At 58.4% G+C, this 16,501-nt stretch carries 15 protein-coding genes; 5 read left to right on the plus strand and 10 right to left on the minus strand.

From position 1 onward, the window contains the following. Positions 1-60: 60 nt before the first annotated feature. The 7 genes from rraA to priA form a co-directional block, all read right to left on the minus strand. A complete protein-coding gene (gene rraA / locus NKJ21_RS24595) occupies positions 61-546 on the minus strand; it encodes a ribonuclease E activity regulator RraA (RefSeq protein WP_002882913.1) in 486 nt (161 codons plus the stop codon). Positions 547-638: 92 nt separating this feature from the next. Beyond that, entirely contained in the window at positions 639-1,559 is a 921-nt protein-coding gene (gene menA / locus NKJ21_RS24600) for a 1,4-dihydroxy-2-naphthoate polyprenyltransferase (RefSeq protein WP_055323139.1), read from the minus strand. Between the two features lie 69 nt (positions 1,560-1,628). After that, positions 1,629-2,963, minus strand: coding sequence for an HslU--HslV peptidase ATPase subunit (gene hslU / locus NKJ21_RS24605; RefSeq protein ID WP_008807871.1), 1,335 nt, complete (start codon positions 2,961-2,963; stop codon positions 1,629-1,631). 9 nt (positions 2,964-2,972) lie between these two features. Continuing rightward, positions 2,973-3,503, minus strand: coding sequence for an ATP-dependent protease subunit HslV (hslV, locus tag NKJ21_RS24610; protein ID WP_002882918.1), 531 nt, complete (start codon positions 3,501-3,503; stop codon positions 2,973-2,975). Positions 3,504-3,594: 91 nt separating this feature from the next. Then, entirely contained in the window at positions 3,595-4,557 is a 963-nt protein-coding gene (gene ftsN / locus NKJ21_RS24615) for a cell division protein FtsN (protein ID WP_071599441.1), read from the minus strand. Between the two features lie 93 nt (positions 4,558-4,650). Beyond that, positions 4,651-5,679 (minus strand): DNA-binding transcriptional regulator CytR, encoded by a 1,029-nt coding sequence (gene cytR, locus NKJ21_RS24620; RefSeq protein WP_004203676.1) that lies wholly within the window; start codon positions 5,677-5,679, stop codon positions 4,651-4,653. 150 nt (positions 5,680-5,829) lie between these two features. Next, entirely contained in the window at positions 5,830-8,025 is a 2,196-nt protein-coding gene (gene priA, locus NKJ21_RS24625) for a primosomal protein N' (protein WP_254733265.1), read from the minus strand. A 252-nt stretch (positions 8,026-8,277) separates the two neighbouring features. Here priA and rpmE point away from each other — a divergent pair, with 252 nt between their 5' ends. Then, entirely contained in the window at positions 8,278-8,490 is a 213-nt protein-coding gene (gene rpmE / locus NKJ21_RS24630; protein WP_008807868.1) for a 50S ribosomal protein L31, read from the plus strand. A gap of 102 nt (positions 8,491-8,592) precedes the next feature. Here the strand turns inward: rpmE and metJ are convergent, their stop codons facing one another. Next, the gene (metJ, locus tag NKJ21_RS24635) at positions 8,593-8,910 is read right to left on the minus strand and encodes a met regulon transcriptional regulator MetJ (RefSeq protein WP_004107547.1); all 318 of its coding nucleotides are present in this window, start codon (positions 8,908-8,910) and stop codon (positions 8,593-8,595) included. A 267-nt stretch (positions 8,911-9,177) separates the two neighbouring features. On the opposite strand from metJ, the gene metB reads away from it, so the two are divergent. Both metB and NKJ21_RS24645 read left to right on the plus strand, forming a co-directional pair. Continuing rightward, on the plus strand, positions 9,178-10,338 hold the full coding sequence (gene metB, locus NKJ21_RS24640; protein ID WP_008807867.1) for a cystathionine gamma-synthase: 1,161 nt from the start codon (positions 9,178-9,180) through the stop codon (positions 10,336-10,338). Positions 10,339-10,340: 2 nt separating this feature from the next. Next, positions 10,341-12,773, plus strand: coding sequence for a bifunctional aspartate kinase/homoserine dehydrogenase II (locus tag NKJ21_RS24645; protein WP_008807866.1), 2,433 nt, complete (start codon positions 10,341-10,343; stop codon positions 12,771-12,773). Between the two features lie 38 nt (positions 12,774-12,811). Here the strand turns inward: NKJ21_RS24645 and NKJ21_RS24650 are convergent, their stop codons facing one another. Further along, positions 12,812-13,183, minus strand: coding sequence for a carboxymuconolactone decarboxylase family protein (locus tag NKJ21_RS24650; RefSeq protein ID WP_016162053.1), 372 nt, complete (start codon positions 13,181-13,183; stop codon positions 12,812-12,814). A 91-nt stretch (positions 13,184-13,274) separates the two neighbouring features. Here NKJ21_RS24650 and NKJ21_RS24655 point away from each other — a divergent pair, with 91 nt between their 5' ends. Then, the gene (locus tag NKJ21_RS24655; protein ID WP_055323140.1) at positions 13,275-14,183 is read left to right on the plus strand and encodes a LysR family transcriptional regulator; all 909 of its coding nucleotides are present in this window, start codon (positions 13,275-13,277) and stop codon (positions 14,181-14,183) included. Positions 14,184-14,410: 227 nt separating this feature from the next. Continuing rightward, complete coding sequence (gene metF / locus NKJ21_RS24660; protein ID WP_008807863.1) at positions 14,411-15,298, plus strand: methylenetetrahydrofolate reductase; 888 nt, start codon at positions 14,411-14,413, stop codon at positions 15,296-15,298. Between the two features lie 89 nt (positions 15,299-15,387). Here metF and NKJ21_RS24665 read toward each other — a convergent pair whose 3' ends face one another. Then, positions 15,388-16,491 carry a glycerol dehydrogenase gene (locus tag NKJ21_RS24665; protein WP_016162055.1) on the minus strand — a complete coding sequence of 368 codons (1,104 nt, stop codon included), beginning with the start codon at positions 16,489-16,491 and terminating at the stop codon, positions 15,388-15,390. Positions 16,492-16,501: the final 10 nt, after the last annotated feature.

The following is a 16,501-nucleotide window of genomic DNA, read 5'->3' on the forward strand; positions in this document are numbered from 1 at the left end:
TTGCGCGTCGGATAAACAAAAGGCCTTCTCATGGAGAAGGCCTTTTTTATGGCGGAGGGTTTATTCGATATCCAGCGGGTCTTCCGACAGGATCATCCCGGTGTTATCGGCATACAGATGGTCGCCGGAGAAGAAGGTCACCCCGCCGAAATTGACGCGCACGTCGCTTTCGCCGATACCTTCGCCAGCCGCGCCGACCGGAATAGCCGCCAGCGCCTGGATGCCGATGTCCAGCTCCTCAAGGTCGTCAACCTGGCGCACCGCGCCATAGACCACTAACCCTTCCCATTCATTCTGTACGGCCAGACGCGCCAGGTCGGCGTCAATTAACGCGCGTCGTACTGAGCCGCCGCCGTCGATCAGGAGAATATGACCACGGCCGTTCTGCTCGAGCAGATCATAGAGCAACCCGTTATCCTCGAAACATTTTACCGTAATGATTTGTCCACCAAACGACGACCGTCCTCCAAAGTTAGAGAACAGCGGTTCCACGACGTTGACATCTTCCTGGTAGATGTCACAAAGCTCGGAAGTATCGTATTTCATAGGCTTAACGTTCAGTTGCTGCGAGAGTTTTTAGTATATCCCGCGAATCCCATTGTTGGCAAAATCATCAATTGTTAATTGATATTTGTCAGTTAAGCCATCAGCTTACTGGCAATAATTCCGATGACAAACAGCAGGTTGGTCAGTAAGGCCCCTTTAACCGTCTTTTCGAGCATCGGCCGCATCGCCACCGGGTCAGGTTCGCGCAGGACGTAGCGCGCCTGCTTGACCAGCAGCGGCGTGGCGAGAATAAACAGCCAGCCCCAGGCTGAATGCAGCGCCAGCAGGTTAAATAGCGCCAGACACAGCAGGGCGCCGAGCAGCAGGCAGGCATGATAGCGGCGGGCATTGACCGGGCCCAGGCGCACGGCGAGGGTGTTCTTCCCGTTCTGCCGGTCGCTGTCGATATCGCGCAGATTATTGATGTTCAGCACGGCGGTCGCCAGCAGACCGCAGGCTGTCGCCGGCAGAAAAATGGCCGCTTCCACATTATGGGCTTGCAGATACCAGCTGCCGAGGACGCTCAGCCAGCCGAAGAAAACGAGTACTGAGATATCACCCAGACCAATATATCCATAGGGGCGGGTGCCCACCGTGTAGGTGATGGCGGCCACGATAGACAGGCCTCCCAGGGCGAGGAAGCCGATGAAGTCGCCGACGCTCTGCCAGGCGGCGCACAGCAGCGCCAGACCAAACAGACAGATCAGCGCGACGGTGACGATGAGAGCGCGCTTCATCTGCTGGGGGGTAATCACCCCTTTCTGCATGCCGCGCAGCGGCCCGATGCGATCGGGTTTATCGCTCCCTTTGACTGCGTCGCCATAGTCATTCGCCAGGTTAGAAAGAATTTGCAGCAAGCCAGCGGTGATCAGCGCCAGCAGAGCAACCCAGGGATCAAAATGGCCCTGCTGCCAGGCAAGGGTGGTGCCAACAATAATCGCGGCAAACGCCAGCGGTAACGTTTTAGGACGCAGGCTTTCCAGCCACGCCCGAGAACGGCTGATATCAGTCATAGTTATTTTAGCCAATAAAAATGGGGGCTATAGCCCCCATCAACAGTGATGAAAATGCATTGCACCGGATTATAGGATAAAACGGCTCAGATCTTCATCTGCCACCAGAACATCCAGGTGTTTACTCACATATTCGGCATCGATAATGACGGTCTGGCCGTTCATCTCGCTGGCATCATAGGAAATATCTTCCACCAGACGCTCCAGCACGGTATGCAGGCGACGCGCACCGATGTTCTCGGTGGTTTCGTTTACCTGCCACGCGGCCTGGGCGATACGCTTGATACCGTCTTCGGTGAATTCGATATTCACCCCTTCGGTCGCCATCAGCGCTTTGTACTGCACGGTGATGGAGGCATTCGGCTCGGTCAGGATGCGCTCGAAGTCATGGGTGGTCAGCGCTTTCAGCTCAACGCGGATCGGCAGACGCCCCTGCAGCTCAGGGATCAGATCGGACGGACTGGCCACCTGGAACGCGCCGGAGGCGATAAACAGAATGTGGTCGGTCTTAACCATCCCGTGCTTGGTGGAGACGGTGCAGCCTTCAACCAGCGGCAGCAGGTCGCGCTGTACGCCTTCGCGAGACACGTCCGGGCCGGAGGAGTTGCCGCCGCGCTTACAGATTTTGTCGATTTCGTCGATAAAGACGATACCGTGCTGCTCTACAGCGTCGATGGCTTCCTGCTTCAGCTCTTCCGGGTTGACCAGCTTGGCCGCTTCTTCTTCAATCAGCAGCTTCATCGCGTCTTTGATTTTCAGCTTACGCGGTTTTTGCTTCTGGCCGCCGAGGTTCTGGAACATGGACTGCAGCTGGCTGGTCATCTCTTCCATGCCCGGAGGGGACATGATTTCAACGCCCATCGGCGCCGCAGCGAGATCGATTTCAATCTCTTTATCGTCCAGCTGGCCTTCACGCAGTTTCTTGCGGAACGCCTGGCGCGCAGCAGAGGGTTCCTGCGGCTGTTCAGCCTGGCCCCAGTTGTTTTTCGCCGGTGGGATCAGCACGTCAAGCACGCGCTCTTCCGCCAGCTCTTCCGCGCGGTAACGGTTTTTATCGATGGACTGCATGCGAACCATTTTGATCGCCGCATCGGTCAGATCGCGGATGATCGAGTCCACTTCTTTACCAACATAGCCCACTTCAGTGAACTTGGTCGCTTCAACTTTAATAAACGGCGCATTGGCCAGTTTCGCCAGACGACGGGCAATCTCGGTTTTACCGACGCCGGTTGGGCCGATCATCAGAATGTTTTTCGGCGTGACTTCATGACGCAGCTCTTCGTTAAGCTGCATACGGCGCCAGCGGTTACGCAGGGCGATAGCAACAGAACGCTTGGCGGCGTCCTGGCCGATAATGTGTTTGTCCAGTTCGCTGACAATTTCGCGTGGGGTCATTTCAGACATGGGAGATCCTTACGCTTTAGAAGGTAATTCTTCGATGGTGTGGAAATGGTTGGTATAGATGCAGATATCACCTGCAATATCCAACGCTTTCTCGGCGATGTCGCGCGCGCCCATATCGGTGTTTTCTAACAGCGCGCGGGCCGCGGCCTGGGCGTAAGGACCGCCGGAGCCGATAGCAATCAAATCGTTTTCTGGCTGTACCACGTCGCCGTTACCGGTGATGATAAGCGACGCGTTTTCGTCCGCGACGGCCAGCAGCGCTTCCAGCTTGCGCAACATCCGATCGGTTCGCCAGTCTTTGGCCAGCTCAACGGCGGCCTTCACCAGATGGCCCTGGTGCATTTCCAGTTTACGTTCAAACAGTTCGAACAGCGTGAAGGCGTCAGCGGTGCCGCCAGCAAAACCGGCAATCACTTTGTCGTTATACAGACGACGCACTTTCTTCACGTTGCCCTTCATCACGGTGTTGCCCAGCGTGGCCTGGCCATCACCGGCAATAACAACATGGCCGTTACGGCGAACACTTACAATTGTAGTCACGAGCAGACCCCTTGGTTGCAAAAGCGGAACAGGGGCCCCGCGCTGTCCGCGGGGCCGAATGCAATTATAGATGGGGGGGATTTTGAGGGTTTCAACCCCTGGCGGCGAGACGAATGCAGTTCGCGTGTCCGGCCATCTTCAGACGGGTGATCATCTCGTTGGCGCTTTCTTTGCCTTTCAGCGGGCCAATGACTACGCGGTTCCAGCCGTTGTTGGTGGTGATATGTGAAGCAAACCCTTCAAAAGCCAGCTGAGCGCGGACGGTTTCGGCCTGCTCGGCGCCTTTAAAGGAGCCACACTGGATCATCCAGCTACGATCGTCTTTCTTCTCGGCGGCTTTCGGCGCTTCCTCCACGCGGGTTACCGGCGCGGCGGCCTGCGTACGTGGCTGCGTGGTATTGGTATGCGCCGGCGTCTGCAGCAGATCCTGGTACGGCTGCTGGTTCGACGCGGTCTGCTTCGGCTGTTGCTGTTGCACCGGCTTCGGCTGCTGGACGCGCGGCTGCTGCTGCACGGCCTGCGGCTGAGTTTGCGCCCACTGCTGCTGTTGCGCCTGCTGTTGCTGCTGTGCTAAACGCTGACGCTGCAACGTCTGCTGGCGCTGTGCCGGGGTTTGTTCGTTCCACGGCACTTCGGTCAGCTGGGTCGGCTGCTGGCGCATATCGGCCTGCATCTGGGCGAGCAGCTGGCGCTGCTCGTCGGTCAGCTGTTCCGGTTTCATCACCTCGCCACCGGCGGTCGGTTCGGTCGGCGCGCGGACGCCAGGCTGGCGGCTTTCCAGCTCTTTGATATAGCGCCAGCGCTCTTCCGGTTTTGGCGGCAAGCCGTTACCGGCGGCCTGGCGATTTTGCATCGCTTCCGCTTCTTCTTTCTTATGGTGCGTAATGAAATAAAGTCCACCGATAAAGGCCACCAGCACCGCCGCCGCGATCGCCACCATAGCCGGTGAAATCGCCGGAAGGCTGCTTTGCTTATTCCTTGAGCTTCGGGTAGTGCTCTTTTTGCGCCGCGAAGAAGCCGGTTGGCTGCGGCGTACATAATCTCGTTGTGCCACTATCGTTTCGCTGTCTTATATTTGTTCGTCAGCCCGCCATGTTACTTAAGCGGCGGGCCTTTGACCAGAAGAGCAGGCCCGAAAGCCTGATGGTTATCGTCTGATTTTTTGCGTACTGCCGCGAACGATCAGTTCGCAATCGAGCAGACGCGAGCCGCTGTTCACATTATGACCCTGCATTTGCTCAAGTAATAGCAGCATTCCTTCACGGCCGATATCAAAACGCGGCTGTGAAACGGTAGTCAACGGCGGATCGCAAAATTCAGACAACGCGATGTTATCGAAGCCGACAATCGACAGGTCGTCCGGCACCTTCAGGCCGCGGCGTTTCGCCAGCGACAAGGCGCCCAGCGCCATCACATCACTATGGCAGAAGACCGCGGTGGGCGGCACCGGCTGTGACAGCAGCTGCTCCAGCGCATTGGCGCCGGCTTCGAAGGTAAAATTGCCGCGAGCGATATAGTGCGGATCGACGGTGATACCGCTGCGGCGCAGCGCCTGCACATAACCCTGCAGGCGATAATGGCACAGCGGCATATCTTCCGGGCCAGCGATACAGCCAATACGCTGGTGTCCCAGTTCGTGGAGATAGTTCACCGCGTTAAAGGCCGCCGTCAGGTTATCGATGTGGACGGTGGGTAACTCCAGCTCCGGCGCGAATTCGTTCGACATGACCATCGGCGGCAAATTGCGCTGCTCTTCCACGCTGGCGTCGAATGGCAGGCGCGAGCTGAGCAGCACCATACCGTCGATCTGCTTGGTGATAATAAGGTCGATAAAGGTTTTTTCTTTCTGGTTCTGGTGGGCGCAATCGCCGATTAACACCAGATAGCCGTGCTCGGCGGCCGTGACTTCAATTCCGCGGATGACTTCACTAAAAAAGGGATCGCAGATATCCGGCACGATCACGAGGATCGTCCGCGATTCGTTGCGCTTCATATTTCGCCCGAGCGACTGCGGTAAATAGCCGACTTCCAGCGCCGCCTGCTCGACCCGGTTACGGGTGGCTTGCGACACCTTATCAGGGTTCATCAACGCTCGGGACACGGTTGCCGTGGAAACGTTTGCCTTGAGGGCGACGTCTTTCATGGTGGCGGCAACCACTTGTTTTTTGGGCTTCACCTGGTTTCTCCTCGCTGAATGGCGCTGACATTTCCCTTGCGCGCTAACTGCTGCATCATTTTTATCAGATAGTCGCGGCAGTGAGTTACAGAATTTTCATGAAAAACGTGATGCTTGTTGAATTTTTCGATCCGGCTCGCAAGAGAAGCCTTACCCTTCAATAGGATCGACATCCAGCACCCATTTCACTTTTCTCGCCTCCGGTAGCGTATTGATTAACGCCAGCGAACCGCTAACGATGTGCTGCAGGCGCACCCGCGAAGGGTGCTGCAGTAATATTTGCCAGCGCCAGCGGCCGCCGCGCTTCGGCGCCAGCGCCGGAACCGGACCGAGCACCCACAGTTTATCGTCGGCCAGCGGGCTGGCCTGCAAGAGATTACGTAACTGCTGTAAAAACAGCGGCGCCTGCTGGTTGTTATGGTCTTCAGCACGTATCAACACGTGACTGGTCCACGGCGGTAGCTGCATCGTCTGGCGTTCGGCCAGCGCCTGCTCGGCAAAGGCGTCGTAGCCTTTATACAGCAGGGTCTGCAGCAGAGGATGCTCCGGATGGTGGGTTTGCAGGATCACTTCGCCCTGTTTTCCTGCCCGGCCCGCTCGTCCGGAGACCTGGGTATAGAGCTGAGCGAAACGCTCTGCGGAGCGGAAATCAGCGGAAAATAGCGCCCCGTCGACGTCCAGCAGGGAGACGAGGGTCACGTCCGGAAAGTGGTGGCCTTTGGCCAGCATTTGGGTGCCGATCAAAATGCGCGCGCCGCCGCGGTGGACTGCGGCGAGATGTTCCTCAAGCGCCCCTTTACGGCTGGTGGTATCGCGGTCGATACGCGAGATAGGCACGCCAGGGAACAGCGGCGTCAGGGACTGCTCCAGTTGCTCGGTGCCGATACCCACCGGCACCAGATGTGTGGAACCGCAGGAAGGGCACTGGCGCGGGACAGGGCGCTGACTGTCGCAATGGTGGCAGCGCAGATGGTGCTGCGCCTGGTGCAACGTATAGTAGCTGTCGCAGCGCGGGCACTCCGCGATCCAGCCGCAGTCGTGGCACAGCAGCGCCGGCGCAAAGCCGCGGCGGTTAAGAAACAGGATCACCTGGTTATCCGCCTGCAGATGCTGGCGCATGCGGTTGATCAGCGCGGGTGACAGACCCGCCTGCAGCACCTGTCCTTTCAGGTCGAGCACGTGCTGCTGGGCTGGACGCGCGTTGCCCGCGCGTTTGCTTAAGGTTAACTGCCGATATTTGCCCTGGCGGACGTTGTGCAGGGTCTCCAGCGCCGGCGTCGCCGAGCCGAGAATAATCGGGATCTGTTCGCTGTGAGCGCGCCATACCGCCAGGTCGCGGGCGTGGTAGCGCCAGCCTTCCTGCTGTTTGTAGGAGCTGTCATGCTCTTCGTCGATGACGATGACGCCGAGATCTTTAAACGGCGTAAACAGCGAGGAGCGAGTGCCTATCACAATGGCCGCTTCGCCGTTTTTCGCCTTCAGCCAGGCCGAGAGACGTTCGCTGTCATTGAGTCCGGAGTGCAGCACTTCCACCGGCGCATTAAAGCGCTGGCGAAAACGGGCGATAGTTTGCGGCGTCAGGCCGATCTCCGGCACCATCACCAGCGCCTGGCGCCCCTGCGCCAGTACATTCTCCAGCACGCTCAAGTAGACTTCCGTTTTCCCTGAGCCTGTGATGCCTGCCAGTAGCCAGGCGGAGAAGCGATCGGCAGCGCTGTGGATCGCCCCGACGGCGGTGGCCTGTTCGGTATTCAGACGCAGGCGCTCGCCGGCAACCGAATACGTGCTGCGCCAGTCGGTGAGGACGGGCGCTTCACAGGCCAGCTCCGCCAGCCCTTTGCCACGCAGCGCCTGCAGCGCCGCTTCATTAAATTCCAGTTCGCTAACCTGATGACGCCAGATCTTTCCCTGGCGCAGCGCCGCCAGCGCCTGCTGCTGCTTTGGGGAGCGTTTCAGACCGTTGAGGTCGACAGCCTGCCCCTGCTCGGTGGCGAACCAGTACCACAGCGGCGTCGCGCTGGCGGGTTTGCCCTGGCGCAGCAGAATGGGCAGCGCATGGAACAGCACATCGCCAATCGGATGATGGTAATACTCAGCCGCCCACATCAGCAGTCGCCAGACGGTGCTGGAGAAGACCGGCTCGTCGTCCAGCGCTTCGGCGACCGGTTTGAGTTCATCCAGCGGCAGCTCGCTGCGCTCGCTCACCGCCGCGACAATGCCGATCCGCTCCTGTTTGCCGAACGGCACCCGCACCCGACAGCCCGCTTTGACCGTCATGCCATCAGGCAGCAGATAGTCAAAGGTGCGCGGTAGCGGAACGGGTAGGGCAACGTGGGCGACGGGCATGTCATCTTCCTGACTTGAAATCTGGCGGGATAGTATACACATTACGATAAGGCGGCGCGGATCAGTTTGCATATGCTGGTCAAATTCTGTATGATTCGCCGCCTTCAATGCACTTTATACCGCATTGGAGATTGACCATTACCGTACGCTTCGCGCTGTCAGCAGCGTGGAAGACGACGGGAAATTATTAATATCGCGTGGTGTCTGGCGTTAGGGCTGGAAGAGCGACGCGGCCTTAACTGAGGTTCTCCCATGAAAAAAGGTATTCACCCAAAATACGAAGAAATTACTGCTACCTGTTCTTGCGGTAATGTCATGAAAATCCGTTCCACCGTTGGTCACGACCTGAACCTCGACGTGTGCGGTAAATGCCACCCGTTCTTCACCGGCAAACAGCGTGATGTTGCTACCGGTGGCCGTGTTGACCGCTTCAACAAGCGCTTCAGCATCCCGGGCAGCAAGTAAGTTGCCAGAAGAAGCCGCCTCAGGGCGGCTTTTTTGTGCCTCTCGCCAGCCTGGGCGGGACACAAAAAAGGGCGGAAAATTGCTTCCGCCCTTTTTATCAACTCAGTATTCCCACGTATCCGGGTCGATCCCCAGTTCACGCATAATCTCTTTCGCCGCTTCCGGGATCTCATCGCTGCGCTCTTTACGCAGGTCTTCATCGTTAGGCAACGGTTGTCCGGTAAAGGCATGCAGGAACGCTTCGCACAGCAGCTCGCTGTTGGTCGCGTGACGCAGGTTGTTCACCTGACGACGCGTGCGTTCATCGGTGAGGATTTTTAACACCTTCAGAGGAATGGAAACCGTAATTTTCTTTACTTGCTCACTCTTCTTACCGTGCTCAGCGTATGGGCTGATATATTCGCCGCTCCATTCAGCCATGAGATACCTTAATCCTCTGTTTATTAGTGAAGGGCCAGAATATTCCGCCCGGGCTATAATTGCGCGTAGTTTACCGTATGAGCGCGCTTTCTAACATGAGATAAGCCGCTACCGACGTGCGCTAATGCATATAATTTTAACGGCTATTTGCACTTTGCTCAATCTATACGCAAAGAAGTTTAGATGTCCAGATGTATTGACGTCTATTGTGACAATGTTTACTCTGGAGCCTGACTTTTCACCGATTCAGCCCAGGAACTTCCCAACATGACGCGTAAACAGGCCACCATCGCAGTGCGTAGCGGTTTAAATGACGACGAGCAGTACGGTTGCGTTGTCCCGCCGATCCACCTTTCCAGTACCTATAACTTCACCGGCTTTAATGAACCTCGCGCCCATGACTACTCCCGCCGCGGCAACCCGACGCGTGATGTGGTGCAGCGCGCCTTAGCGGAGCTGGAAGGTGGCGCCGGCGCGGTGCTGACCAATACCGGTATGTCGGCGATCCTGCTGGTGACGACGGTGTTCCTTAAGCCGGGCGATCTGCTGGTGGCGCCGCACGACTGCTACGGCGGCAGCTACCGTCTGTTCGACAGCCTGGCGAAGCGCGGCTGTTATCGCGTCCAGTTCGTTGATCAAAATGATGAGCAGGCGCTGCGGGCGGCGCTGGCGGAAAAACCGAAGCTGGTGCTGGTTGAAAGCCCAAGTAATCCATTGCTGCGGGTGGTGGATATTGCGAAAATCTGTGGTCTGGCGCGTGAGGCAGGCGCGGTGAGCGTGGTGGACAACACCTTCCTGAGCCCGGCGCTGCAAAACCCGCTGGCGCTGGGCGCCGACCTGGTGTTGCATTCCTGTACTAAATACCTGAATGGCCACTCCGATGTGGTTGCCGGGGTGGTGATTGCCAACGATCCGGCGACTGTCACCGAACTGGCATGGTGGGCGAATAATATTGGCGTCACCGGCGGCGCCTTCGACAGCTATTTGCTGCTGCGCGGTCTGCGGACGCTGTCTCCGCGTATGGAGGTGGCGCAGCGTAATGCCCTGGCGATTGTTGAGTATCTGAAAACCCAGCCGCTGGTGAAAAAGCTGTATCATCCGTCGCTGCCGGAAAACCAGGGGCATGAAATTGCGGCGCGTCAGCAAAAAGGTTTTGGCGCAATGTTAAGCTTCGAGCTGGACGGTGACGAGCAGACGCTGCGCCGTTTCCTGAGCGGGCTGTCGCTATTTACACTGGCGGAATCGCTGGGGGGCGTTGAAAGCCTGATTTCCCATGCGGCAACGATGACGCATGCCGGCATGGCGCCTGAAGCGCGTGCCGCCGCCGGAATTTCAGAAACGCTTCTGCGTATTTCAACCGGTATTGAAGATGGTGAAGATTTAATTGCCGACCTGGAAAATGGCTTCCGGGCAGCAAACGAGGAATAAAAATGAGTGTGATTGCGCAGGCAGGGGCGAAGGGTCGTCAGCTGCACAAATTTGGTGGGAGTAGTTTAGCGGATGCGAAATGTTACCTGCGCGTCGCAGGGATCATGAAGGAATATTCGCAGGCGGGCGACATGATGGTTGTCTCCGCCGCTGGCAGCACCACCAACCAGCTGATCAGCTGGCTTAAACTTAGCCAGAGCGATCGCCTTGCTGCGCATCAGGTTCAGCAGTCGCTTCGCCGTTATCAGACCGAGCTGATTGGCGGTCTGGTGGAGCCGGCGGCGGCGGATACGTTGATCGCCGCCTTCATCCATGACCTTGAGCGTCTGGCTGGGCTGCTTGATGGCGGGGTTACCGAAGCGGTTTATGCGGAAGTAGTCGGCCATGGTGAAGTCTGGTCCGCACGCCTGATGGCGGCGGTCCTTAACCAACTGGGTATGGAAGCGGCCTGGCTGGATGCTCGCGCTTTCCTGCGTGCGGAACGCGCCGCGCAGCCGCAGGTGGATGAAGGATTATCTTATCCACTGCTGCAACAGCTGATGGCGCAACATCCTAATAAGCGTCTGGTGGTGACCGGCTTTATCTCCCGCAACCAGGCCGGAGAAACCGTCCTGCTGGGCCGTAACGGGTCTGACTACTCCGCCACGCAGATCGGCGCGCTGGCGGGCGCCTCTCGCGTCACCATCTGGAGTGATGTCGCCGGGGTGTACAGCGCGGATCCGCGTAAGGTCAAAGATGCCTGTCTGCTGCCGCTGCTGCGTCTGGATGAAGCCAGCGAGCTGGCGCGTCTGGCCGCTCCAGTGCTCCACGCCCGCACGCTGCAGCCGGTGTCCGCCAGCGATATCGATCTGCAGTTACGCTGTAGCTATACGCCGGAACAGGGTTCTACGCGCATTGAGCGTGTGCTGGCCTCCGGTACCGGCGCGCGGATTGTCACCAGCCATGATGACGTCTGTCTGGTGGAGTTCCAGGTGCCGGCCAGCCATGATTTCAAACTGGCGCATAAAGAGCTGGACGCCCTGCTCAAACGCGCCCAGCTGCGCCCGTTAGCCGTTGGCGTCCATGCCGACCGTAAGCTGCTGCAGTTCTGCTATACCTCCGAGGTCGCCGACAGCGCGCTGAAGCTGCTCGATGAAGCGGGTCTGCCGGGCGAGCTGCGTCTGCGTCAGAAGCTGGCGCTGGTGGCGATGGTGGGCGCGGGTGTCACCCGTAACCCACTGCACTGCCATCGTTTCTGGCAGCAACTGAAAGGGCAACCGGTGGAGTTCACCTGGCAGTCCGAAGAGGGGATCAGTCTGGTAGCCGTGTTGCGCGCCGGACCAACGGAAAGCCTGATCCAGGGGCTGCATCAGACCTTGTTTCGTGCAGAGAAGCGTATTGGCCTGATGCTGTTCGGCAAAGGGAACATTGGTTCCCGCTGGCTGGAGCTGTTTGCCCGCGAACAAACCACGCTGTCGGCGCGTACTGGCTTCGAGTTTGTTCTCGCCGGCGTAGTCGACAGTAAACGCAGCCTGCTGAACTACGACGGGCTGGATGCCAGCCGGGCGCTGGCCTTCTTCAACGATGAAGCGGTGGAGCAGGATGAAGAGTCGCTGTTCCTGTGGATGCGCGCGCATCCGTACGATGATTTAGTGGTGCTGGACGTCACCGCCAGCGAACAGCTGGCCGACCAGTACCTTGATTTCGCCAGCCATGGTTTCCATGTGATCAGCGCCAACAAGCTGGCGGGCGCCAGCAGCAGTGATAAATATCGCCAGATCCACGACGCGTTTGAGAAGACGGGTCGTCACTGGCTGTATAACGCTACCGTTGGCGCGGGTTTGCCGGTGAACCATACGGTGCGCGATCTGATCGACAGCGGCGATACCATCCTCGGCCTGAGCGGTATCTTCTCGGGAACGCTCTCCTGGCTGTTCCTGCAGTTTGATGGCACCGTGCCGTTCACCGACCTGGTGGATCAGGCCTGGCAGCAGGGGCTGACCGAGCCGGATCCGCGCGTCGATCTGTCCGGTAAGGATGTGATGCGTAAGCTGGTGATCCTCGCGCGGGAAGCGGGCTATGACATCGAACCGGATCAGGTCCGTGTGGAATCACTGGTCCCTGCCCACTGCGAAGAGGGGTCGGTCGATCACTTCTTTGAAAATGGCGAAGAGCTGAACGAGCAAATGCTGCAGCGCCTGGAGGCGGCCCGCGAAATGGGGCTGGTGCTCCGCTACGTGGCGCGCTTTGATGCTAACGGCAAAGCACGCGTCGGCGTGGAAGCGGTACGTGAAGAGCACCCGCTGGCGGCGCTGCTGCCGTGCGATAACGTGTTCGCCATCGAAAGCCGCTGGTATCGCGATAACCCGCTGGTGATCCGCGGGCCCGGCGCCGGGCGCGATGTGACCGCCGGAGCGATCCAGTCGGATATTAACCGTCTGGCACAGCTGCTGTAGTTCCGAGAAAAAGACCAGGCGCTGCCTGGTCTTTTTTGTTAGTGCGCCGCAAAAACCGCTTTAGCGGCAAACAGGCCGTTGAGCGCCGCCGGGAATCCGGCGTAGACCGCCATCTGCATGATCACTTCCGTAATCTCCTCTTGTGTCAGGCCGACATTTAATCCTGCGGCAATGTGTACTTTCAGCTGTGGCGCGGCGTTACCCAGCGCGGTGAGCGCGGCAATAGTAGCGATTTCCCGGCTGCGTAAATCGAGCCCCGGCCGGGCGTAAATATCGCCGAAGGGGAACTCAATCAGATAGCGGGCGAAATCGGGGGCGATATCCTGCAGGCTGTCGACGACGGCTTCCCCACCGCTGCCATCCACCCGCTGCAGCATTTCCTGACCGGTGATATAACGTTCGCTGGACATCATTTTTTCCTCTCTGTGATGAAGCGTTGAGAGGAAGGGTAGGGAAGTGTGCCGGACTTGAGTAATACCCTTTTCGTGATACCTTTTCAGTATGACAACTTCGCGATTACATTCCCTGGATATTCGCCTGCTGCGCGCCTTTGCCGTGGTGGCGGAGGAAAATAACATCAGCCGGGCGGCGCAGCGGTTATTTATCTCGCAGCCGCCGCTGACCCGCCATATCCGCCATCTGGAAGCGCAGCTGGGGGTGACGCTGTTTCAGCGCCACAGCAAAGGCTTGATCCTGACCGACGCGGGAAGAGAGGTGCTGGAGATGATTCGACCTCTGCTGGTGCTCCAGGAACGCACGCTGGCGGCATTGAGCCAGCTCTCCGCTCACTCGCCGCAGCCCTTGCGTCTGGGATTGACCACCGCCTTTGAACAGGGCATTTTCGCCGCCGTTGAATCTGCGCTGAGCGATCATACCCGCACGTTGCATATTACCCGCCACGCCTCACCGGCACTGGCTCAGCAGGTACGCAAAGGCAAACTCGATGCGGCGCTGGTCGCGCTGCCGCTGAATACTGAAGGGCTGCACCTGCATCCTTTGCCGTATCAGGAGCCGCTCATCGCGGCATTGCCTGTCTCCTGGCCGGAAGCCGCCAGACCAGCATTAACGCTACGCGCGCTCAATCATCGGCCGCTGTTCTGGTTTAAACGCGAGCGCAATCCCGATTTCTTTGACTACACGCGACGTATTTTCGACCGGGCTGGTTATACCCCCGCTTACGTGGAAGAGCCTGCCGAACATGATGTGCTGCTGGCGCGTATTGCGCGTGGCGAAGGCATGATCCTCCTGCCGGCGTCCTTTTCCGCGATCCAGCGTCAGGGGGTGGTGTTCTGTCCTGTCGCTGAAGGCGACAGCATGCCGTTAAGCCTTGGCGTGGTCTATGCGCCTCACCAGGCAGAATCCGTGCAGCAATGGCTCTCACTGCTGGATGATCACCTGACGACTCGCTAGTCTCAGGCTGAACATCGTGCTACCCCATATTGACTGCAGAGCGAGCTCTTTCGGCTGGCAAAGCGCCGGAAGATGAATTTTTTTCATTTTAGAGGCCTATTCCTCACTCTTTACGCAGATTTTTCTATTGACGCCCGCGCGCTTTTCCGTCATTTTTACATCTGGACGTCTAAACGTATAGAAGTTCGCAATATAACAGCCATTACATGCGATTGATGAGGTAAGGTATGAGCTTTTTTCACGCCAATCAGCGGGAAGCCCTGAATCAGAGCCTGGCGGAAGTCCAGGGCCAGATTAATGTGTCTTTTGAATTCTTTCCGCCGCGCACCAGTGAAATGGAGCAAACCCTGTGGAAATCCATCGATCGCCTGAGCAGTCTGAAACCGAAGTTTGTTTCGGTAACCTATGGCGCGAACTCTGGCGAGCGCGATCGCACCCACAGCATCATCAAAGGCATTAAAGAGCGAACTGGTCTGGAAGCCGCGCCGCACCTGACCTGTATCGATGCCACTCGTGATGAGCTGCGTACTATCGCTCAGGATTACTGGAACAACGGTATTCGCCATATCGTCGCCCTGCGCGGCGACCTGCCGCCGGGCAGCGGTAAACCGGATATGTATGCCGCCGATCTGGTGACGCTGCTGAAAGAGGTGGGCGATTTTGATATCTCTGTCGCCGCGTATCCTGAAGTGCATCCGGAAGCGAAAAGCGCACAGGCGGATTTGCTGAACCTGAAGCGTAAAGTCGAGGCGGGCGCCAACCGCGCGATCACCCAGTTCTTCTTCGATGTGGAAAGCTACCTGCGTTTTCGCGATCGCTGCGTTTCGGCGGGCATCGACGTGGAAATCATTCCGGGTATCCTGCCGGTCTCCAACTTTAAACAGGCGAAAAAGTTTGCGGATATGACCAACGTCCGTATCCCGGTGTGGATGTCGAAAATGTTCGAAGGGCTGGATAACGACGCCGAAACCCGTCAGTTGGTGGGGGCGAATATCGCCATGGACATGGTGAAGATTTTAAGCCGGGAAGGGGTAAAAGACTTCCACTTCTATACCCTGAACCGCGCCGAGATGAGCTACGCCATCTGCCATACGCTGGGCGTGCGTCCGGCCTGAGTGCTTGCCGTTTCCGCGGTCAGTAGGCGGCGCGTTCGACAGATAGACATAAAAAAACACCCGGCTGATGCCGGGTGTTTTGCTCTGGGTTATTCCCATTCCTGCAGGAAGCGCTGACCGTATTGGTCGGCCACCAACAGCGCGGCGTAGACCTGGTCTGAGTCGACGCCGCCCGGCATATTGTGAATGGTTTCGCCTTCAGCGCAGGCGGCTTCCGCCACCAGGCGCATTTTGGTTGGGATGTCGCCTTTGATATCGAGCTGCGCCAGGGTGATCGGCAACCCAACGCTGTGGCACAGCGCGGCGACGGTCTCTATTTCGTCCACCGGCGCATTTTCCAGCACCAGCTGCGTCAGGGTACCGAACGCCACTTTTTCCCCGTGATAATAGTGGTGGGCGTCAGGGATGGCCGTCATGCCGTTGTGAATCGCGTGCGCCGCCGCCAGGCCGCCGCTTTCGAAACCCACGCCGCTCAGGTAGGTGTTGGCTTCCACCACTCGCTCCAGCGCCGGGGTGACCACGTGCTGTTCGGCGGCCAGCATCGCTTTTTCACCCTCTTCGAGTAAGGTGTTGTAACACAGCTCGGCCAGCGCCAGCGCCGCCTGAGTGCATTTCCCGCCCGCCATGGTGGTGGCGCCGCTGCGGGAGCAGGCGCGGGCTTCGAACCAGGTGGCCAGCGCATCGCCAATCCCGGCAGCCAGCAGGCGGGCCGGTGCGCCGGCAACAATCTGCGTATCGACAATGACCATGTTGGGGTTGTGCGGCAGCATCAGGTAGCTGTCGAACTCCCCTTCGTCGGTGTAAATCACCGACAGCGCGCTACACGGCGCATCGGTGGAGGCGATGGTGGGGGCGATCGCCACCGGCACATTCATAAAGTGAGCCAATGCTTTTGCGGTATCCAGCGTTTTACCACCGCCGATCCCCAGCACGGCGGTGCACTTCGCGCTGCCGGCGATATCGCGCAGGCGATTGATTTCATTATGCGAACACTCACCGCCAAACGGCGCGATTTCGGCCGCCAGGCCAGCGTCGGCCAGGCTTTTACGCAGCATCTCTTCCGCAAACCCCAGTACGAACTTATCGCCGACTACCAGCCAGCGTTCGGCCAGCGGCTTCAGATAGTCGCCGAGGCGCTTGATGGCGCCTGCGCCCTGAATGTATTTGCCTGGTGATTGAATAATGCGATCCATTTCGATTCCT

It is taken from the genome of Klebsiella sp. SWET4, assembly GCF_024296565.1.
Lineage (GTDB): Bacteria > Pseudomonadota > Gammaproteobacteria > Enterobacterales > Enterobacteriaceae > Klebsiella > Klebsiella variicola.